The sequence below is a fragment of the uncultured Prevotella sp. genome (assembly GCF_946407605.1).
GTDB lineage: Bacteria > Bacteroidota > Bacteroidia > Bacteroidales > Bacteroidaceae > Prevotella.
Genome location: NZ_CAMJOS010000002.1, coordinates 102,416 through 122,898 on the forward strand (window position 1 = coordinate 102,416; position 20,483 = coordinate 122,898).

The following is a 20,483-nucleotide window of genomic DNA, read 5'->3' on the forward strand; positions in this document are numbered from 1 at the left end:
ATCTCTATTTCAGTCTGAACGTGACGGGAATGGTGAACTTCACACGGACTGTATGACCATTCTGTTTGCCTGGTGTCCACTTAGGCATCGCGTTGACAACTCGGATGGCTTCGGCATCGAGTGCGGGATTCACACTTTTGACAACCTTTGGATCGGAGACACTACCGTCTGTGTTGACGATGAACGTCACAACCACTCGTCCTTGAGTGCCCTTCTCCAAAGCTTCTTTGGGATATTTCACCTCACTATTCAGGAATTGCATCATACCTTCGTCACCACCAGGGAACTTTGGCATCTCCTCCACCACGTCGAAGACTCTCGAGGGGTCACTCGTTTCTTTTGCCACCACAGGTTGCGTCTCTACAGGCTTCTTCTCCACAGCTTTCTTCTCTGTAGTTTTCTTTTCTACAGTCTTCTTCTCGGCGGTCTTGACTGGCTGGACCTTCTTCACCTCAACGGTCTTCGAGCCCACTTTCACCTGTGCATTGGCGTTGCCTTTCTTCACCACCTTCTTCTGTGGCTGCTGCTGGCTGTTGTCATACACATAGTCGTTCACGGTTTCGGCGTTCAGCGCCAGGGCAAGACCCACGATGGGCAGCAGAGCAAGCACTTTCAGCCAGCTCATGCGTGTAGATTTCTTATTGGTAAGCATCATATTTATGCGGTTTTTAAGGGTACTGTGACTAATACCGTTGGCGACTGAGTACCCACAGGCGCGGACGGCTTTTTGGATAAGTAGATACTGATACTGACGCATATTGATGCCTTGAGAGAGTACCGCTGCATCGGCTTCATACTCGTGGATGGCGCGCAGATCCTGGCGCAGCATCCACATAGCAGGATTGAACCATTGCAACACGGTGAGTGTATCAACGAGGAGCACGTCGAGCGAGTGACGCTTGCTGATATGTCCCCGTTCATGGGCCATAATGGCCGGGTCCGGACTTTCGTAATCTTTTCGGTTGAGCACGATGTAGCGCATCCAGCTGAAGGGCGACACATCCTTGTCGGTAACGGCAACGATGGTGCCGTCGGCCTGCGGATGGCACTCGCTGCGACGTATCAGGCTCACCACCTGACCCACCGACCACAGCATCTTGCCCAACGTGACGGCGATGCCTGCAAAGAACAGCGCCAGCACCATCTCTTGCCACAGGGGTTGCGACTCCTCTACCACTGCCATCATGGGCAGTCCGGCAGTCACGCTACCCGTCGTCTGCGGCACCACTACCGTATGATGGACGGTGATGACACAGAGCGGCAGCACAAACGAGGCCACAGCAGTGGATAGCAGCACCACACGATTCATGCGATGCAACGTCTCGCGGCTCAGCATCAGGCGGTAGAACATATAAAATACCGCCACGCAGCCAGCTACCTTCAGGTCGTATATCAGAAACTCCATCATACTTTCTTGATTTGAGGTTTATAACTTAACCTTTTGATTCTTCTATTTGTTCTATGAGTTCTTTCAGTTCTTCTACCGATATCTTCTCTTCTTTTACGAAACTGCTGACGGCACTCAGGTACGAGTCGCCGAAATAGTTCTTGATGACACCGGCCAGGCTCGAACGTCCATATTCCTTCTCAGTCACCGTGGGGTAGTACTGGTAGGTAGTGCCATACTGCTTGTGATCCAGGAATCCCTTCTTCTCCAGTATGCGTACCGTTGTCGATAGCGTGTTGAAGTGAGGACGCGGCTCGTCGTAATACTCCAAGAGCTCCTTCACAAACATCGGCCCGTGCTCCCAGTACAGGTCCATGATTTCCTTTTCTTTCGTTGTCAGCCTTTTCATATCTGAAATTAATTCTATTCTAAAGTGCAACGCTTTATCTTTCATCAGAATTGCGTCAGTATCTGTATCCGCTGCAAAGTAACTAAAAAATTTAGTTCTATGCAACTAAAAGCTTTAGTTTTTAATGTTTCTTAAGAAGAAACTGCCCATTTTCTTAGTTGTTCACACAAGTTGTGCACTTTTTAAGTTAATCCGACTTGATAATGGCTAAATAGCTCAAAATAATTTGTACACCTCACTACCCTTCTCTAACTTTGCACCCGATGAAGACGACATACGGACTTTTACTCATCGTCACAGCCCTCATGTGCTGTCAGGCTGTCTCTGCCCAGAGACGGCTGGTTGTCGTAGATTACGAAACCAACGCACCCGTCGGCGGCGCCAACGTCGTAGGCAACGGACTCACTACGCAGGCCGACACCCTCGGCTTCGTCACTGTGCCCGACACCTGTCGCAGTCTCATCTTCTCACATGTCAACTACGAGAGCCGACTCATCAACCTCAACGAGGTGCACGACACCATCTTCCTCCTCTCAAAGCTTCTAAATATTAAAGAGGTGGTAATTTTCGGCAAGGCACCCGAGGTGGAAGACTACACCGAGCTCAACAAGCGCTTCCAACTGCCCAAGAGCGAGCTACAGCTGGCGGGTGCCCAGCCTAACGGCAACCTCTTCGGCCTCCTCGGCTACCTCATCCCCAAGAAATGGAAGAAGGGTCCCAAGAAGAATCGCAAGGAACGCCTACAGGAGATCCTCAACGATTATTGACCTCTTTCTTCATTTTTGCGGAACACGAATAAATTCACATGATAGGGCTTCTATTCAGGTCAAAATACCTCAAACCTTGCCCGATATTTGCTCATGGACTTCTCATGGACTTCTCATGGACCTCTCATAGACCTCTCATAGACCTCTCTATGCGAACTCTATCTCCAAGGCCAAGAATAAGCCATGAATGAGGTATGAATAAGGTATGAGTATCCTATCCCAAATGTCTTAAATGAGTAAGTGAGAAAATCGTCGCTACGATGACTGGGACGATGAGGATGAGGAGGACAACTTGCCAATCGAACTTATATACCTATTTTATTTTATAATAAAGCAGGGAACGCCGCATGGGTCTCCTGTTCTTTTTCCCGAAAAATTTTGCAGTTGCCTGAAAAAGTTGTACCTTTGCAGAAATAAAAACTATAAATATGGAAAAGATGAGACAATGGAGCTTGCTGGCAGCGATAGTTTGCTGGGGGTTGTGGGGACTGATGGTGACGTCGTGTAGCCAGAACGAGGAGGCCGACGACCTGATACAAGGACCTACGATACAGACGGCCAATGTGGAGAATTGGCAGATGTCGAACAAGGTGACGTTTAAGAAGTCAGGCAGCGGACACATCATTAAGTTCTCGGCACTGATGCCCCTACCCCAGTCGAACATCTACCAAACGGTAGAGAACTTGAACTATATTGAGGGAAAGGTGCTGACGGACAAAAACTACGGTAACAAGGCACTCTATGTGGACCGTGATGAGTTTGTGAGCACGGAATATATCATGGAGACAACATTCGACATACACACGAAGAAGATGGTGGTGGATGTGTCGAAAATCAACAATATTCAGCCCTACGACCCTAAGAGTGAGCCCTGCAAGCTGTATCTGGGCGACAGAGGTGAGTATATCGTGACGTCGAACCCCTATATCGTGAAGACTGGCGACATGCTGTGGGCTGAGTCGGAAGACGTGATAGACTATGCACGCCGCTGCTATGAGTATGTGGCTTCGAACTTCAAATATATCAAAGGCCCGTGGCGCACGCTGGAGCAGATACTGAAGGATGGCGGCGGTGAGTGCGGCGACTTCTCAACACTGGTGGTGAACCTGCTGCGCTATAAGGGCATACCCTCACGTCATAACATCTGCGTGACAGTGGGCGGCGGCTATCATGTGTGGGTGGACTTCTACCTGGAGGGCTATGGCTGGGTTCCACTGGATGCTACCTATAAGAATGGTAACCCGAAGGGCGATTTCTTCGGCAAGTACGACGGTGAGTGCATCATCCTGATGCAGGACTTCTGCTATGACTTCGGTTATGACTCGGAGAATGATCTGAACGTGGATATCCTGCAGGATTTTTATTACTGGTATTCGAGCGACAACGAAGATTGTAAGATAAATGCTGCACATAAGGTATCAAGACTCAAGAAGTTGGTGAATGAACAATAATTCTGTGGAACTGAACGACCTGAGCATTGGCTACAGGTCAAAGCAAAGCGTCAGAGTGGTGGCTGAAGGGCTGACGGCCCAGTTGCAACGCGGACAACTGACATGCCTGCTAGGCGAGAACGGCATAGGAAAATCGACGCTACTGAGGACACTGGCTGCCTTTCAGCCCAAACTCAGCGGCAGCATTATGATTGGGGGCCGTGAGCTGGAGAGCTATAGCGAACGTGAGCTGGCACGCACCATCGGCATCGTGCTGACAGAGAAACCCGACGTGCAGCAGATGACGGTGATGGAACTGGTGGAGATGGGACGAGCACCCTACACGGGCTTCTGGGGCCGACTGAACGAAGCTGACCGCAAAGCCTGCCATGAAGCCATCGCACTGATAGGCATTGAGCCGCTGAAAGACCGGATGGTGCAGACGCTGAGCGACGGTGAGCGACAGAAAGTGATGATAGCTAAGGCGCTGGCGCAGCAGACACCCGTCATCTTCCTCGATGAGCCAACGGCCTTCCTCGACTATCCCAGCAAGGTGGATATGCTGTTGCTGTTGAGGCGCATCAGTCGCGAGGCGCAGAAAACGATATTCCTGTCGACACACGACCTGGAACTGGCGCTGCAGGTGGCAGATACCATCTGGCTGATGACTAAAAGTGGAAAGAGGAAAGAGGAAAGTGGAAAGAGGAAAGAACTCCAGATAGGAACACCACACGAACTGGCACAAAGCGGAGCCTTGAGCCAGTTTATAGAAAGAGGTGGGGATGTGGCGTTTGACCGTGAGACACTAAGTGTCAGAGTCCTAACGCACGCTTGAGATCTTGGGTTGTCAGATGGATAGTGAGGGACTCGCGTGAGACGTCGCCCACATATTTGTAGTCCATGCCACGATTGGTTCTTACCAGTGCCTTGCAGATGAAGATTATGTCGTCGTCGCCCTCCTTCACCATATCAACCATAGCTGTCTTCATCTCTTTTTTCGCCAGTTTCAATGATTCGATGGAAACCTCGTCCTCATCGCACTCAATAGTGTAAACCAGGTTGGCGTCCTTCAGCCGGATGGACTTCATCGTCAGACCGTCGCCCAAATCCTCGGGCATATTGTTATCGGCCTCCTTAATGCCCAACTTCAGCATTTCTTCCACCGTGTCGTCGTCCATCTCGTCTATATCTACGTCGTCATCGCTGCTGTCGTCGCTGTCGATAATATCGTCATTCTCTTCCTTGCCTTTTTTGAGCTTATAGGCTGAGAACTCACAATTCCAAGAATCTCCCTTAGAGTTCTGCACTTCACAGCTTATGTAGCCTTCTTCATTGATAACGGCATTCACAACTTCATCAAACGGCGAGTCACCATCGGTAAACCAGTGCAACAGTCCGTCATGAAGAATCTCTTTAGACTCTTCGTCATCAATTAGATAATCGAAATGGTTTGCCAGCTCAATATAGTAGGTGACAGTATTTTCATCCGTCAGCTCCACACTGTTAACAGTCACATCTTCCTCGAGTTCATAGGGGCAAGTGGCGTTTTCACTTTCCACGATACTTTTCAGTCGGGAGGATTGGGCACACGCTGTAAGCAGCAATACTGCCATCAGCATTTGGGTTAGTTTAGTTGTTCTCATAGGTTATGTTTTGTTTGTTTAGAAAATGTCGCGAATAAGGATGTCCCAAACGGCAACGATATGGCAGATGCTGCCTGCGAGGACACAGAAATGGAATACGGTATGCATGTATTTCGTCTTGTTGAACGAATAGAACACGGCACCCGTGATATAGAAGATGCCCTCGAGCACAATCCACACAAAGGCATTGGTAGATACGGTGTCGAGGAGCGGTTTGAAGGCTACCAGCACGCTGAGTCCCATGATACAGAAGCAGGCCGTCTCGATGTTGGAATGGTCCTTGAGTTTGATGAAGCTAATAACGGTGCCAATGATGGCACAGGACCATACAAACGTGAAGAGCATCCAGCCCCACATACCATGATCTCGCATCGCCATCAGCGTGATGGGGGAATAGGAGCCGGCAATATGCCAATAGATGGCGGCATGATCCCACTTACGCATACGTTCTCGCCAGGGGTTCCTGAGCTTCAGGGCGTGATAGATGGTAGAGGCCAGGTAGCTGCCTGTCATACCTAAGAGGTAGAGGCCCACACCAATGCCGGCCCACATGCGGTCCATATTGCCCAGACACACCACGATGATAAAAGCGATGCCCACGGCGCCGGCCATGATAGCACCGCCGGCGTGGGACCAAGTATTCCAGATTTCTTCCTTCTTTGTGTACCTTATTGACATTTGAGGTTGGAGGTTTATGGTTTAGTCAGCGAGGAGGAAGTCGAGTTGTCGTTTCTCGATGTTGGCACGAGCCACCTTTATGCGGACGGCATCGCCCAGCTGGTATTTCTTATGATGACGGCGTCCTACCAGGCAGTAGTTGCGTTCGTCGAACTCATAATAGTCGCCATCGAGGTCGTGCATACCCACCAGACCCTCACAGTGGTTCTCGTCAATCTCGCAGTAGAGGCCATACGACTGTACGCCGCTGATATGCGCATCGAATTCCAAGCCCACTTTGTCGGCCATAAACTCCACCATCTTATATTTGATAGAGTCGCGCTCCGCATTCTGGGCAGTCTGCTCCATCTGACTACAGTGTTCGCACAGCTCCTCGTAGTGATCCTGATTGGCGCTACGTGCCCCGTCCTGATAGCGGGTGAGCAGGCGGTGCACCATCGTATCGGGATAACGACGGATAGGCGAGGTGAAGTGGGTGTAGTAGTCGAAGGCCAGACCATAGTGACCTATGTTATGCGTCGAGTACTTAGCCTTCATCATAGCCCGCAGGGTGAGTGTCTCCACCAGCTTCTGCTCACGTTCGCCCTGAGCATCCTCCATCAGCTTGTTGAGGTTCTTAGAGATGGCACCCTTGGTGCCGCTGGTCTTCACCTTATAACCAAAAGGTGCCAACGCTGTACGTAGGTTCTCCAGCTTCTGTGGGTCGGGCTGATCGTGGATACGATAGACGAAGGTCTTACCCTTGGTTTGAGCCTTTCCACCTTCCTCTTTCTTCTTTCCTCTATCCTCTTTCCTACCAATAAACTCGGCTACGGTGCGATTGGCCAGCAGCATGAACTCCTCGATGAGTTGGGTGGCATCTGTAGACTTCTTAAAGTAGCAACGTGTGGGCTTGCCATCGTCATCAATATCGAAGTGCAGTTCTTCCCTGTCGAACTTCACGGCTCCATTCTTGAACCGGCGCTCGCGCAACTTCTTCGCCATCTTATCAAGTAAACGCAACTCTTTGGCATAGGGATCAGTGTCACTTTTACTTTTCAACTTTCCACTTTCAACTTTCAACTCAAGAATCTCCTGCACTTCCTCATAGGCATATCGGCGATTACTCTTGATGACGGTATGAGCCAAGTGCCAGTCCTTGATGTTGGCCTCCTCGTCCATGATGAAGATGACGCTATAGCAGAGCTTCTCTTCGTCAGGGCGCAGCGAACAGATGAAGTTACAGAGGCGCTCTGGCAACATAGGGATGGTGCGGTCTACCAGATAGACGCTTGTGGCACGCTGTTCGGCTTCGCGGTCTATCGTGCTGCCTTCGGTGACGTAGTGAGAGACGTCAGCGATGTGAACGCCTACCTCGTAGAGGTTTGAGGTTTGAGATTTGAGGTTGGAAGTTTGGCGAATACTCAGGGCATCGTCGAAATCCTTGGCATCCTTGGGGTCGATGGTGCAGGTGAAGACATCACGGAAGTCCTCACGACGGGCAATCTCCTCAGCCGAGATCTCGGCGTTGATCTTTTGGGCGGCATCCTCCACCTTCTTGGGATATTTATAGGGCAGACCGTATTGTGCCAGGATGGCATGCATCTCCACGTTGTTCTCACCCTGCTTGCCTAAGACGTCGATGACCTCACCAACGATATTCTTCGACTCAGCAGAAGGCCACTGCGTAATCTTCACCACAGCCTTCTCGCCAGTCTTGCCGCCCTTCAGCTTCTTTTTGGGAATGAGGATGTCACTCACAAAGAAGTTGCCCTCGGCATTGAGGAAAGCAAAGTCCTTCTCCACCTGCAGGATACCTACCGCCTGGTCGTGCTTACGCTCCAGGATCTCGGTAACGATAGCCTCCTTGATATGGTTCTGACGACGGGCCATGAAAGCCACCTTCACACGGTCGCCATTGAGGGCAAACATCGAGTTGCGCTCTGCCACAAAGACAGGCTTGCCGCCATCGTCGGGCTGGAACGAGTTCTTGCCGTTGGCCTTGCGGATAAAGGTTCCCTCCTGCACCTGCGTCTTCAGGTTCAGCTTATACGAGCTGTCGGAGACCTTCGACAGATAGTCGTCCCACGCCATCTCCTCCATCACGTCGATGGCCAGCATCTTAGCAGGATGAGTATCTAGCTTCAGCGCCTTGAATATCTGTTTAAAACCCAGTGTCTCACCAGGATGGGCCTGGAACAATGCCTGTACGGCATCGGCAACCATACGTTTGTTCAATCGTTTACCGCCTTTTTTCCCCATAATCGTCGCTTTTTGGTTTATATTTGCCACAAAGATACATCTTTTTTTTGCAAAACTATTGTCCTTTAACTCCCTTTAACTCCTTTAACTCCTTTACTCCCTAAAAAAGTTGTAACTTTGCACCGTTTTTAATTCGAATTAAAATGAAAATAGCTTTAATCGGCTACGGCAAAATGGGTAAGATGATAGAAGAGATAGCCCTGAGCCGCGGCCATGAGATTGTGAGTATCATTGATATTGACAACCAACAGGAGTTTGAGAGCGAGGCCTTTGCATCGGCCGATGTTGCCATTGAATTTACGGCGCCACAGGCAGCCTACGGCAACTATCTGAAGGCGTGGGCCAAGGGTGTAAAGGTTGTTTCCGGCTCTACAGGTTGGATGAAAGAACATGGCGACGATGTCCGTCAGGCTTGTGAGAACGGCAAGACGCTGTTCTGGGCCTCGAACTTCTCGATAGGTGTAGCCATCTTCTCAGCCGTGAACCGTTATCTGGCCAAGATTATGAACCAGTTTCCCCAGTACGACGTTGAGATGGAAGAGACGCACCACGTGCATAAGCTCGACCACCCCAGTGGCACCGCCATCACCCTGGCCGAGGAGATTGTGGAGGCCATAGACCGCAAGGAGGCCTGGAAGGAAGATACGACAGACAAGAAGTACCTGCGTGTAGACCATATCCGCAGAGGTGAGGTGCCCGGTATCCATACCATCCGCTATGACTCGGATGCCGACATCATCACCATCACCCACGATGCACACAGTCGCAGGGGTTTTGCCCTCGGTGCCGTACTCGCTGCCGAATATACCAAGGACCATCAGGGTCTGCTGACCATCAGCGATATGTTTTCTTTCTAAGGGAGTTAAAGAAGCTAGAAGGAGATAGAAGAAGTTAAAAGAATTATGGAAAAAAGAGAAAAAGCCAAACTGAATATGAAGAAGCAGTGGGCCAAGTTCATCATTGTAATGGTGCTCTATCTGCTCTTCCTTTACTGGGTGAAATCGTGGTTGGGACTGCTGGTCATTCCCTTTATCTACGATGCCTATATCACCAAGAAGATTAACTGGAAGTGGTGGCAGGACCTTGAGGGTCCCATGCGCACGGTGATGTCGTGGGTCGATGCCATCGTCTTTGCATTGGTGGCTGTCTATTTCATCAACCAGTTCTTCTTCCAGAACTACGTCATCCCTTCATCATCACTGGAGAAGTCGCTGCTGACTGGCGACTACCTCTTCGTGTCGAAGGTGAGCTACGGTCCACGTATTCCTGAGACCCCGCTCACCGTGCCTTTGACACAGCACACCTTGCCTATCGGCGACCTGAAGTCGTATATCGAATGGCCCCATTGGGAATACCGTCGTGTTCCAGGATTAGGTAAGGTGGAACTCAACGACATCGTGGTGTTCAACTATCCCGCCGGCGATACCATCTGCGCTAACTATCCCTATCAGACGGAGTACTATCGCATGTGCTATGACTACGGCACAAAGATCTATCACGAACAGATTAATCCTCAGGCAGCACCCATCGACTCGCTGTCACGTACAGAGCAGATGAAGCGTTTTGCCGAATATTACAACTGGGGAAGACAGTATCTGGTGCTCAACAGAAATACGTTTGGCGATATCGGCTATCGTCCCACAGACCGCAGAGAGAACTACGTGAAACGCTGCGTGGGTCTGCCTGGCGACACGCTTCAGATTATCAATCACATCGTCTATCTGAACGGCAAAGCCAACAAAGAGCCAGACAACGTGCAGTACAGCTATGATGTGCTGTTCAACGACGGTGCTACCATCACCAGCGACTTCTGCGAGGAGAACGGCATCACCTGTGAGGATCTGGGACTGAGCGACGCAGACCGCAAATACTTCCGTAGCGAAGGACAGATACAGTTGACACAGCAGTTCCGCAACAACCGCGTCATCATGCCGATGACAGAGGCAACGGCTCAGGTGTTGGCCTCACGTAAGGACCTGGTACAGGCCATCTCGCCTGTGACAGAGAGCAACCCTGCAGAGCTCTACCCGCTGAATATGGTGAAAGACTGGACACGCGACAACTACGGTCCCATCTGGATTCCAAAGAAGGATGCTACCATCAAACTGAACCTGGACAATATCGCCATCTACGAACGTCCCATCAAGGTGTATGAGAAAAACGACCTCGAGGTGCGTGATGGACAGATATTTATTAATGGTGAGAAGGCTGACAGCTATACCTTTAAGATGGACTACTACTGGATGATGGGTGACAACCGTCATAACTCTGCCGACTCACGCTACTGGGGCTTTGTGCCCGAGGATCATATCGTGGGTAAACCTATCTTTATCTGGTGGAGCAGCGACCCAGACCGTGGTCTCTTCAGCGGTGGCATCCGCTGGAGCCGCCTGTTCAACTTGGTTGAGAATATCAAATGAAGAAGACCCTCCGATTCCTACTGGCATTCCTGATAGCCTTCGTGCTGATGATGGTTATCAGGATAGCGGGTGTCACCATCTACACCATCGACGGTAGCAGTCTGGAACCAACATTCCAGGCGGGCGATCGAATCATGGTGAACAGATGGAGCTACGGCCTGCGAGTAGGAGGAAAGGAGAGCTTCTTCGGTTATGGACGCATCGTTCGCCATCCGGTATGCAAAGGCGACCTGGTGGCGTTTGAACATCCACAGGACAACAGTCAGATTCTCATCTGTCGCTGTGCCGCATTGCCTGGCGACTCTGTCGTCCACGAGGGACAGACACTCATCGTGCCCAGCCTCAGCGACTGTGCCGATGGCGACTATTACTGGATGGAGTCTATCAATCCCGACAACACCATCGACTCGCATACACTGGGCTTCATTGCCGAAGAGCGTATCATCGGACGAGCCTTCATGGTGGTATACAGCCTTGACCCGCAAGAGTCGTTCTGGAAGGGCTGGCGCACCAGTAGAACATTCCTGCCCCTATGACCACCGCCCTGTTGTCAACCACATACTTCGGACCTGTTCAATGGTATCAGAAGCTGTATCGCTATGATAGCGTACTCATTGAACAGTATGAGACCTTCCCGAAACAGACCTTTCGCAACCGTTGCCTTATTGCCACTACCAACGGCATTCAGGCACTGACGGTGCCTGTTTGTCATGCAGGAGAACTATCCTCTTTCAACTTTCAACTTTCAACTTTCAACCAAAGAATCAGCAATCACGGCAACTGGCGCCATCTGCATTGGCAGGCTTTGCAGTCGGCTTATGGCGAGTCACCATTCTTTGAGTACTATGAGGACGACCTGCGTCCTTTCTTCACGGAGCACAACTGGGAACGCCTCACTGACTATAACGATGCCATCTGTCGGAAAATGTGCGAGCTACTCGATATCCACCCCACCATCCACCACACCACAGAATACACGCCCCACCACCCCGCCGATTTCCGGGAGGTCATCAATCCCAAGCATCCTGGCGATGACCCCGACTTCATACCCCGCCCCTATTATCAGGTCTACCAGCAGAAATACGGCTTCCTGCCCAACCTCAGCATCTTGGACCTCCTGTTTAACATGGGTCCGGAAAGTATCTTCTATCTATGAAACATTGGCTTGTTATCCTGTGTCTGTTATGCGGAATGACGGCCTTTGCACAGCAACAGCCGACATGGGAACAAGTATGGCACGACATCTCCAACCCTGAGGATATGGACGAAGAGGAGCTGACAGAGGATTATGAATGTCTGCAGCAACTGGCGGCACATCCCATCGACCTGAACAGCACCAGTTATGAGGAGCTGGAGCAGTTACCTTTCCTTTCTGAACAGCAGATAGAGGAGATGATGGAGTATCTTTATCGCTATGGACCTATGCGCTCTTTCGGAGAGCTGCGTATGCTGAAGTCCATGGGACAGCGTGAGCTGGCGTTGCTGCCTTTCTTCATCACGCTGGAGGAAAAGACAGAAGACACAACGTCCTTTCCACGATGGTCAACTATTGCCAGAGAGGGCCGACATACGCTGACGGCAACAGGACGCATCCCTTTTTATCAGCGGAAAGGCGATGAACAGGGTTATCTGGGATATAAATACCGTCACTCACTGCGCTATGAGTTCTCGTATGGCAACTATGTGAAGGCAGGACTGATAGGCGCTCAGGATGCTGGCGAACCGTTTTTCGGACAGCGTAACTCCTGGGGCTACGACACCTATTCTTATTATATACAGGTGCAGCGACTGGGATGTCTGGAGAATGCTATCGTCGGAAAATACAAGGTCTCTACGGGTTTAGGACTGGTGCTCAACACCAGTTTCTCGCTGGGAAAGCTATCCATGCTGCAAAAGCTGGGACGACAAACGAACACGCTGCGCGTCCACAGCTCACGTTCTGAGGCCGACTATTTCCAGGGGGCTGCGGCAACGCTGAGAGTATTACAACCGCTTTCCGTCACACTCTTTGCCTCTTACCGTCCACTGGATGCCACCCTCAATGATGACGGCTCGGCAACTACCATCATCACCAGCGGCTATCACCGCACACCGACGGAATACGAGAAGAAAGGCAACACCCACGAGACGGACCTTGGGGGCAGCATCAGCTTCAGACAGGGTGGACTGCATCTGGGGGCTCATGCTGTATTGACAACGCTGGATCGCAAGCTACAGCCTGATACCTCTGTCATCTATCGCAGATACTATCCGCAGGGTGAACACTTCTTCAATGCGAGCTTGGACTACGGCTATACGCACCACCGCTTCTCGCTGAACGGCGAGACGGCTACAGACCGTCATGGTGCGCTAGCCACCATTCATTCTCTTAGCTTTCAGCCATCGAGTGCGCTCAGTCTAATGGCGCTGCAACGTTTTTACAGCTATCGTTATACGGGCTATCATGCACATAGCTTCGGCGATAACTCCCGTGCCCAGAACGAGAGTGGCTTCTACCTGGGATTCTCGTGGACACCAATGGGACACCTGCACCTGCAGGGCTATGCTGACTATGCCTATTTCCCTTGGGCACGCTATCAGGCGATGGACACCTCGCATGCTTGGGACTTCCTGCTTCAGGGCGACTGGCAGTTACAGCGCTGGGGCATAAAAGCACGACACAGACTGCGTATGAGACAGAAGAATAATGAAGAAGCAACAGCACTGATTCCTGACAACGAACACCGGGGACGACTATCCGTTACCTATACCCATCCTACGGCATGGAGTACCAAGACTCAGTTGGATTATACGCATTCTGCCTATAAGACTACCTGCAAGGGTTATATGGTGAGTGAGCATCTGGGGTGGCAACAGAAAAACTGGCAGTGGAACCTGGCTACAGGTTATTTCAATACCGATGATTACAACAGCCGCATCTATCTCTACGAACATCAGATGCAGCACGACATCGCCTTCCCGATGTTCTATGGCGAGGGACTCCGCCTGGCTTTCTATGTTCGTACTGACGTTGTCAAGAACCTGCGACTGTCGGCAAAGCTAGGCTACACAAACTATTTTGACCGCTCTGTCATCGGCACAGGACAACAACAGATAGCACAAGCGCATACCACCGATTTGGACCTGCAGCTACGCTGGAAATTCTAAGTTCAAAGAAACATCAGGAGCATTCCATATATTCGCTGCTCGAAAATTTGGTATTTTGCGCGCTTATTAGTACCTTTGCACCCACAAACCAAACTGCATCGCAAAAATGAAAGAATTACCCTTGAAGTACGGATGTAATCCGAATCAGAAACCATCGCGTGTTTATATGGCCGATGGCTCTGAACTGCCCATCGAAGTCGTTAACGGCCGTCCCGGCTACATCAACCTGCTGGATGCTTTCAACTCCTGGCAGCTGGTGAAGGAACTGAAGCAGGCTACTGGTCTGGCTTCTGCCGCCTCGTTCAAGCACGTATCACCTGCCGGTGCTGCCGTTGGTCTGCCTTTGAGCGACACACTGAAGCACATCTATTTCGTCGACGACATTCCTGGTCTGGATGAGTCACCTATTGCCTGTGCCTATGCTCGTGCCCGTGGTGCCGACCGTATGTCATCCTATGGTGACTTTATCGCCCTGAGCGACACCTGCGACAAGACCACAGCCCTGATTATCAAGCGTGAGGTTTCTGATGGTGTCATCGCTCCCGACTACACCCCTGAGGCTCTCGAGATTCTGAAGGAAAAGCGCAAGGGTACCTATAATGTCATCAAGATTGATGCTAACTACAAACCCGCTCCCGTTGAGACCAAGCAGGTGTTTGGCGTCACCTTCGAACAGGGACGTAACGAGATTCAGCTTGACGACCCCGCATTGTTTGAGAATATCCCCACACAGAATAAGACCTTCTCTGCAGAGGCCAAGCGCGATCTGATGATTGCCCTCATCACCCTGAAGTACACCCAGTCAAACTCAGTGTGCTACGTCAAGGATGGTCAGGCAATCGGCATCGGTGCCGGTCAGCAGAGCCGCATCCACTGCACCCGTCTGGCAGGACAGAAGGCTGATATCTGGTGGCTGCGCCAGCATCCAAAGGTGCTGAACCTGCCTTTTAAGGAGGGTATCCGTCGTGCAGACCGTGATAACACCATCGACGTATATATCTCTGAGGATGAACACGATGATGTGCTGCGTGACGGTGCTTGGGAGCAGTTCTTCACAGAGAAGCCCGAGGTGCTGACACTGGCAGAGAAAAAGGAATGGATTGCCAAGAACACGGAAGTGAGTCTGGGTAGTGATGCTTTCTTCCCCTTCGGTGACAATATCGAACGTGCCCACAAGAGTGGTGTACAGTACATCGCCCAGGCTGGTGGTTCGGTGCGTGATGATCATGTCATCATGACTTGCGACAAGTACGGCATCGCAATGACCTTCACTGGCGTTCGTCTGTTCCATCATTAAACCCACAGGCTATGGCAGTAGGCGAAGACGATTTTCAGAGCATTCTTGAGAATGGTATTTCCTTCGGTAAGGGTGGCGAACGCAAGGACCCCAACGAGGGAAAGGTGAAAACCAAGGCCAAGAAGAAAAAGTATATTACGGGGGCTCATGGTAGTGGTTCTGCTAAGCAAAAAGCTAAGTATAGGGAGCAACGAGCCAACCGTAAACACTAAATGCGACAAACAGAAAAATTCCTGATACATCCGGTGCAGTCAACGCACCGGATTTTTTGTATTTTTGCGGTGTGAAAACCATTAATTAAAAACGAAGCATGAAAACAAGAATGATGCTGGCAACCTTAGCCGTTGTCATGAGTGCCACAAACGTAAAAGCACAACAAGTAAAGTATCCCTGGCAGGACACGAAACTGCCAAGAGCAGAACGTGTAGAAAACCTGCTGGGAATGTTAACTCCCGAAGAGAAAGTCGGTCTGATGATGAACAAGAGTGTATCCATCGACCGTCTGGGCATTCCCTCCTACAACTGGTGGAGTGAAGCTTGTCATGGTGTACGCCAAGGTGACTACACCGTGTATCCCCAACCCATTGGTATGGCTGCGGCCTTCAACGCACAGCTTGTACACGATGTCTTCTCGCAAGTGAGCGACGAGGCTCGTGCCAACTGGAACCGTACCGACCACAATGACCCGAAGCTTTTCAACGTCCCTATGGGTGTGACCTATTATCCTGGCAACCCTGAGCTGACGTTCTGGTGTCCTAATGTCAATATCTTCCGTGACCCTCGTTGGGGACGTGGTCAGGAGACCTGCGGTGAAGACCCCTATATGAATGCCGTCCTGGGCGTTCAGACTGTTCTGGGTATGCAGGGCAATAACGATAAGTACTTCAAGACCCATGCCTGTGCCAAGCACTATGCTGTACACAGCGGTCCGGAGCCCCTGCGCCACTCCATGAATGTGGACCCCACCAACCGCGACCTGTGGGAGACCTATCTGCCCGCCTTCAAGGCATTGGTAAAGAAAGCCAACGTTCGTGAGGTGATGTGTGCTTATCAGCGTTTCGAAGGTAAGCCCTGTTGCACCAGTGACCGTCTGCTGATTGATATCCTGCGTAACAAGTGGGGTTACGACGGTATTGTGCTGACTGACTGCGACGCCATCAATAACTTCTTCAATCGTGGACAGCACGAGACACACAAGGACGGACTCTCAGCTTCTGTCGATGCCGTATTGAACGGTACCGACCTGGAGTGCGGAAAGGTGTTTATGTCGCTAACAGAAGGTCTGAAGAAAGGCCTCATCAAAGAGGCTGACCTCGATGGACATCTGCGTAAGACCCTGATGGGCCGCTTCGAGCTGGGTATGTTCGACCCTGCCGAGATGTTGCCTTGGGCCAATATTCCCGCATCTAATATCAGTAGCGAGGAACACGACATCCTGGCCACTCAGGCTGCCCGTGAGTCGATGGTGCTGTTGGAGAACAAAGGCGTGCTGCCTCTCTCGAAGAGCATCAAGACACTGGCTGTCATCGGTCCTAATGCCGACGATGTGGAACTGCTGAATGGTAACTACGGCGGCACACCCACCAAGGAGCACCAGCACTCACTGCTCAGCGGCATCAAGGCTGCTGTGCCTGGTGCAAACATCATCTATCGTAAGGCCTGTGAGCTTAACGATGAATTTATCACTGTACCCCATCTGCAGGAGTTCAACGACGGCAAGGGTATGAAGGTGGAATTCTGGAACGACAGAAATACCAACTTCGAGAATCCCGTTAAGAGCGGTTACTATACCGAGCTTAACTTCTCAACCTTTGGTGCTTGGGGCTTTGCCGAGGGTGTCACCAACGATAATCTTGCTGTTCGCATCAGTGGCAAGTACACCGCCACCTTCACCGGCGAGATGAAGTACACCCTCTCTACCGATAATGGTTATGTGCTGAAAGTCAATGGACAGGTAGTTGAAGAGAACAAGGGCGGTGGACGTCGTGGCTTCGGCTTCGGAGGACGTCGCGGTGCTGAGTATAAGTCATTCAATGTTGAGGAGGGCAACACCTATGACATCGTCATAGAATATCGTCGTGGCAATGGTAACTTCGCTATGCTGCGTGGCGATATCTGCGAGCGTAAGCTGGCTGACTTTACCGACCTGGCTAATGAATTGAAGGTGGCTGACGCCATCATCATCATCGGAGGTATCTCGGCTCGTATGGAAGGCGAAGGTGGCGATAAGGCCGACATCGAACTACCTAAGGTACAGCAGCTGCTGGTTCAGGCTATGCACAAGACTGGCAAGCCCGTTATCTTCGTGAACTGCTCTGGCTCTGCCATCGCTTTCGGTAGCGTAGAGGGTGAATACGATGCGCTGCTACAGGCTTGGTATCCTGGTCAGGGTGGTGCTAAGGCACTGGCCGACGTCATCTTTGGTGACTACAACCCTGGTGGCAAGCTGCCTGTTACGTTCTATCGCTCTACTGCCGACCTGCCCGACTTCATGGACTACTCTATGAAGAACCGCACCTATCGCTACTTCACTGGCGTAGCTCAGTATGCTTTCGGCTACGGCCTCAGCTACACCACCTTCAACGTAGGTCAGGGTAAGCTCAGCGCCAAGAGCATGAAGAAAGATGGTAAGGTAAGCGTCACCGTTCCTGTCACCAATACCGGAAAGCGTGAAGGCACTGAGACTATTCAGGTTTATGTGAAGCGTCTCGATGATGCCGGTGCTCCCATCAAGGCCCTGAAGGGCTTCCAGAAGCTGAGTCTGAAGCCTGGCGAGACGAAGAAAGCCGAGATTGTTCTCGATGGTGAGGCTTTCGAGTACTACAACGAGAATATCGACGAGCTGAGCGTCATGCCTGGTCGCTATAAGATTCTCTATGGCACCTCGTCACTGGACAAGGACCTGAAGTCATTTGATTTTACCGTGAAATAACTCAATAACTAACCTTTTTTATCGATATTAATAATGAAAAAAACAATGCTTATGTTAGCGCTGATGACCTGTGCAATCACAGGTTCAGCGCAACCGAGTGCCAATGATGATGGGACTGTAACCTTCCGTTATCAGAACGACTCAGCCAAGAAAGTGCTGGTCGATGTACAGTTTGCAGGACAGAAAGAAATGACACGTGGTGCCGATGGTGTATGGAGTGTAACGCTGGGACCTGTTGCTCCAGACATGTATCCCTACTGCTTTATCGTTGACGGTGTCAGCGTGATGGACCCCCTGAACCAGCAGTATTTCCCCAACGAGGGTTTTAAGAACAGTCTGGTGGAGATTCCTTCAAAGAACGGAGCCCTGCCTCACGACATCCGTGAGGTGCCTCATGGACGTGTAGAGTATATACATTACTATTCTAAGAGTCTGGGAGGTACTAACAATGCTGTGGTCTATCTGCCTCCCCGTTATATGGAGGATCAGCAGAAGAAGTACCCAGTGTTCTATCTCATCAGCGGCACCACCGATACTGAGGAAGTTTACTACAAGGTGGGACGTGTGAACTATATCATGGACAACCTGCTGGCTGAGGACAAAGCCAAGGAGATGATTGTGGTGATGCCTTATGGCAACCCCACCAAGCTGCTAGCTCCCAAGCCCGATAATGCTCAGGCTGGCGGTGCTCCCCAGATGCGCTTTGGCGGCGATGTGTTCAGCAAGGACCTCATCAACGACCTGATGCCATATATCGAGGCAAACTATCGTACGAAGAACGATCGCGACAACCGTGCTATAGGCGGTTTCTCTCGTGGTGGCAACCAGGCTCTGATGAATGGTTTGTCGAACCTCGACAAGTTCTCTTACCTCTGCTCTTACAGCTCATTCACCTCGACAGATATTCCTAATGTCTACGACAAGGCCGCCGACACCAACAAGAAGATTCATCTCTTCTGGCTCGGCGTAGGTACTGACGATTTCCTCTATGGCAATGCTCGCGACTATATGCAGTTCCTCGACGAGAAGGGCATTACCAGCGTCAAGTATTTCACCACCGACAAGTTCGGCCACACCTGGATGAATGCCAAGTGCTTCCTGGCTCAGACGCTGCCGCTGCTTTTCAACAAGAAGGCTGCTGAGGCTGCCATGAAGGAAGCCAAGCCCGCTCCCGCCAAGACTGGTCAGGAGCAGCAGTTCACTGCTGGTGTCATGGCCCGCCTGTTCCCACGTCCTATCATCTCTCCAGAATACACACCAGACGGTATCACCTTCCGTTTCAAAGCTCCTGAGGCCAAGAAGGTAGAGCTGCTTTGCGAGATGATTCCTGAAAGCATCGTCATGGAGCGCGACTCTGACGGCGTGTGGAGCACAGAACTGAAAGACTATATCTTCGAGACCTTCAAATATTGCTTTATCGTTGACGGAACAGCCGTTGCCGACCCCAGCAATATGTATCTCTCGCCTGACAGAGGCTTCAAGTTCAGCATAGCCGACAATCCCCTGTCGCCCTTCAACTTCGCTTCTCAAGGTGAGATAGAGCATGGTCGCGTGGCTTATGACCTGGAAGCCAAAGAAGCATGGTATACTTCACCCATGCCTCGTCAGCAGGGCATGTCGATGCCTAAGATTATCCAGCTGATTCCTGGTAAGGATGATACCATGGAGAGCTGGTTCAAGATTGGAGGTGCCGACGCTATCATCGACCGTCTGCTGGCCGACGGCAAAACCAAGCCTTGCATTGTAACCACCAGCGCTATGGACTTTATGCCTCAGGGTGGTGGCGGTATGCGTATGCCTGGCTTCTCTCCCAGAGTACTACGTGCCGATGATTATCCCACATGGTCACAGCGTCGCCGTGCCCTCGTAAAACTGCTGCTGGAAATTGGACGTGAGGCCGATACTCAGTTCCCAGGCTTCGGTGGAGGCCGTCCTGGTGGCGGTGGTGGCTTCGGCGGAGGTCGTCCTGGAGGCGGTGGCTTCGGCGGAGGCGGCTTCGGTGGAGGCTTTGGTGGTGGTTTCAACCCAGCACCCTAAGCCAAGCAAATGGGGCCAATGAGCCCTATAGGCCCAATAAGTCTATACCCTATAAGTCCTATGAGTTCTCATAGGACTTTTATTATCTTACAAAG

17 protein-coding genes are annotated in these 20,483 nt (G+C 51.1%); 12 read left to right on the forward strand and 5 right to left on the reverse strand.

Annotated elements, in window-relative coordinates:
* Positions 1-4: 4 nt before the first annotated feature.
* Together Q0R57_RS01400 and Q0R57_RS01405 are read right to left on the reverse strand one after the other, a co-directional pair.
* The gene (locus tag Q0R57_RS01400; protein ID WP_294743204.1) at positions 5-1,408 is read right to left on the reverse strand and encodes a M56 family metallopeptidase; all 1,404 of its coding nucleotides are present in this window, start codon (positions 1,406-1,408) and stop codon (positions 5-7) included.
* A gap of 25 nt (positions 1,409-1,433) precedes the next feature.
* Positions 1,434-1,796: a BlaI/MecI/CopY family transcriptional regulator gene (locus Q0R57_RS01405; RefSeq protein ID WP_294743206.1), complete on the reverse strand. Its 363-nt coding sequence runs from the start codon at positions 1,794-1,796 to the stop codon at positions 1,434-1,436.
* 263 nt (positions 1,797-2,059) lie between these two features.
* On the opposite strand from Q0R57_RS01405, the gene Q0R57_RS01410 reads away from it, so the two are divergent.
* The 3 genes from Q0R57_RS01410 (at position 2,060) to Q0R57_RS01420 (ending at position 4,828) form a co-directional block, all read left to right on the forward strand.
* Positions 2,060-2,563 (forward strand): hypothetical protein, encoded by a 504-nt coding sequence (locus Q0R57_RS01410; RefSeq protein WP_294743208.1) that lies wholly within the window; start codon positions 2,060-2,062, stop codon positions 2,561-2,563.
* 428 nt (positions 2,564-2,991) lie between these two features.
* Entirely contained in the window at positions 2,992-4,014 is a 1,023-nt protein-coding gene (locus Q0R57_RS01415; protein WP_294743210.1) for a transglutaminase domain-containing protein, read from the forward strand.
* A complete protein-coding gene (locus Q0R57_RS01420) occupies positions 4,004-4,828 on the forward strand; it encodes an ABC transporter ATP-binding protein (RefSeq protein ID WP_294743211.1) in 825 nt (274 codons plus the stop codon). Before Q0R57_RS01415 ends, Q0R57_RS01420 begins: the two co-directional genes overlap by 11 nt.
* On the opposite strand, the gene Q0R57_RS01425 is transcribed toward Q0R57_RS01420, so the two are convergent.
* From Q0R57_RS01425 to rnr, 3 genes are read right to left on the reverse strand one after another with little or no spacing between them, the layout of a single operon-like run.
* The gene (locus Q0R57_RS01425; RefSeq protein WP_294743214.1) at positions 4,806-5,636 is read right to left on the reverse strand and encodes a hypothetical protein; all 831 of its coding nucleotides are present in this window, start codon (positions 5,634-5,636) and stop codon (positions 4,806-4,808) included. The two genes, Q0R57_RS01420 and Q0R57_RS01425, sit on opposite strands and share 23 nt — an antisense overlap.
* 18 nt (positions 5,637-5,654) lie before the next feature.
* Positions 5,655-6,314, reverse strand: a complete 660-nt coding sequence (locus Q0R57_RS01430; protein ID WP_294743218.1) for a hemolysin III family protein — start codon at positions 6,312-6,314, stop codon at positions 5,655-5,657.
* A gap of 21 nt (positions 6,315-6,335) precedes the next feature.
* Positions 6,336-8,555, reverse strand: coding sequence for a ribonuclease R (gene rnr, locus Q0R57_RS01435; protein WP_294743220.1), 2,220 nt, complete (start codon positions 8,553-8,555; stop codon positions 6,336-6,338).
* Between the two features lie 143 nt (positions 8,556-8,698).
* On the opposite strand from rnr, the gene dapB reads away from it, so the two are divergent.
* The 9 genes from dapB to Q0R57_RS01480 all read left to right on the forward strand — a co-directional run bounded on the left by dapB (position 8,699) and on the right by Q0R57_RS01480 (position 20,388).
* Complete coding sequence (gene dapB, locus Q0R57_RS01440; RefSeq protein WP_294743222.1) at positions 8,699-9,412, forward strand: 4-hydroxy-tetrahydrodipicolinate reductase; 714 nt, start codon at positions 8,699-8,701, stop codon at positions 9,410-9,412.
* A 45-nt stretch (positions 9,413-9,457) separates the two neighbouring features.
* The gene (lepB, locus tag Q0R57_RS01445) at positions 9,458-10,975 is read left to right on the forward strand and encodes a signal peptidase I (protein ID WP_294743224.1); all 1,518 of its coding nucleotides are present in this window, start codon (positions 9,458-9,460) and stop codon (positions 10,973-10,975) included.
* On the forward strand, positions 10,972-11,511 hold the full coding sequence (gene lepB / locus Q0R57_RS01450) for a signal peptidase I (protein WP_294743227.1): 540 nt from the start codon (positions 10,972-10,974) through the stop codon (positions 11,509-11,511). The genes lepB (Q0R57_RS01445) and lepB (Q0R57_RS01450) overlap by 4 nt, the downstream gene beginning before the upstream one ends.
* On the forward strand, positions 11,508-12,131 hold the full coding sequence (locus Q0R57_RS01455) for a WbqC family protein (RefSeq protein WP_294743231.1): 624 nt from the start codon (positions 11,508-11,510) through the stop codon (positions 12,129-12,131). Before lepB (Q0R57_RS01450) ends, Q0R57_RS01455 begins: the two co-directional genes overlap by 4 nt.
* Positions 12,128-14,122: a helix-hairpin-helix domain-containing protein gene (locus Q0R57_RS01460; RefSeq protein WP_294743232.1), complete on the forward strand. Its 1,995-nt coding sequence runs from the start codon at positions 12,128-12,130 to the stop codon at positions 14,120-14,122. The genes Q0R57_RS01455 and Q0R57_RS01460 overlap by 4 nt, the downstream gene beginning before the upstream one ends.
* A gap of 106 nt (positions 14,123-14,228) precedes the next feature.
* Entirely contained in the window at positions 14,229-15,419 is a 1,191-nt protein-coding gene (locus tag Q0R57_RS01465) for a phosphoribosylaminoimidazolecarboxamide formyltransferase (protein ID WP_294743234.1), read from the forward strand.
* Positions 15,420-15,430: 11 nt separating this feature from the next.
* Positions 15,431-15,631, forward strand: a complete 201-nt coding sequence (locus Q0R57_RS01470) for a hypothetical protein (RefSeq protein WP_294743237.1) — start codon at positions 15,431-15,433, stop codon at positions 15,629-15,631.
* Positions 15,632-15,729: 98 nt separating this feature from the next.
* A complete protein-coding gene (locus Q0R57_RS01475) occupies positions 15,730-18,351 on the forward strand; it encodes a glycoside hydrolase family 3 C-terminal domain-containing protein (RefSeq protein ID WP_294743240.1) in 2,622 nt (873 codons plus the stop codon).
* Positions 18,352-18,384: 33 nt separating this feature from the next.
* On the forward strand, positions 18,385-20,388 hold the full coding sequence (locus tag Q0R57_RS01480) for an alpha/beta hydrolase-fold protein (protein ID WP_294743243.1): 2,004 nt from the start codon (positions 18,385-18,387) through the stop codon (positions 20,386-20,388).
* Positions 20,389-20,483: the final 95 nt, after the last annotated feature.

Coding starts and splice junctions, on each gene's coding strand:
- Q0R57_RS01470 (WP_294743237.1), top strand. CDS start 15,431: ATGGCAGTAGGCGAAGACGATTTTCAGAGCATTCTTGAGAATGGTATT.
- Q0R57_RS01415 (WP_294743210.1), top strand. CDS start 2,992: ATGGAAAAGATGAGACAATGGAGCTTGCTGGCAGCGATAGTTTGCTGG.
- Q0R57_RS01455 (WP_294743231.1), top strand. CDS start 11,508: ATGACCACCGCCCTGTTGTCAACCACATACTTCGGACCTGTTCAATGG.
- Q0R57_RS01430 (WP_294743218.1), bottom strand. CDS start 6,314: ATGTCAATAAGGTACACAAAGAAGGAAGAAATCTGGAATACTTGGTCC.
- rnr (WP_294743220.1), bottom strand. CDS start 8,555: ATGGGGAAAAAAGGCGGTAAACGATTGAACAAACGTATGGTTGCCGAT.
- Q0R57_RS01405 (WP_294743206.1), bottom strand. CDS start 1,796: ATGAAAAGGCTGACAACGAAAGAAAAGGAAATCATGGACCTGTACTGG.
- Q0R57_RS01420 (WP_294743211.1), top strand. CDS start 4,004: ATGAACAATAATTCTGTGGAACTGAACGACCTGAGCATTGGCTACAGG.
- Q0R57_RS01480 (WP_294743243.1), top strand. CDS start 18,385: ATGAAAAAAACAATGCTTATGTTAGCGCTGATGACCTGTGCAATCACA.
- Q0R57_RS01475 (WP_294743240.1), top strand. CDS start 15,730: ATGAAAACAAGAATGATGCTGGCAACCTTAGCCGTTGTCATGAGTGCC.
- Q0R57_RS01410 (WP_294743208.1), top strand. CDS start 2,060: ATGAAGACGACATACGGACTTTTACTCATCGTCACAGCCCTCATGTGC.
- lepB (WP_294743224.1), top strand. CDS start 9,458: ATGGAAAAAAGAGAAAAAGCCAAACTGAATATGAAGAAGCAGTGGGCC.
- Q0R57_RS01400 (WP_294743204.1), bottom strand. CDS start 1,408: ATGATGGAGTTTCTGATATACGACCTGAAGGTAGCTGGCTGCGTGGCG.
- lepB (WP_294743227.1), top strand. CDS start 10,972: ATGAAGAAGACCCTCCGATTCCTACTGGCATTCCTGATAGCCTTCGTG.
- Q0R57_RS01425 (WP_294743214.1), bottom strand. CDS start 5,636: ATGAGAACAACTAAACTAACCCAAATGCTGATGGCAGTATTGCTGCTT.
- dapB (WP_294743222.1), top strand. CDS start 8,699: ATGAAAATAGCTTTAATCGGCTACGGCAAAATGGGTAAGATGATAGAA.
- Q0R57_RS01465 (WP_294743234.1), top strand. CDS start 14,229: ATGAAAGAATTACCCTTGAAGTACGGATGTAATCCGAATCAGAAACCA.
- Q0R57_RS01460 (WP_294743232.1), top strand. CDS start 12,128: ATGAAACATTGGCTTGTTATCCTGTGTCTGTTATGCGGAATGACGGCC.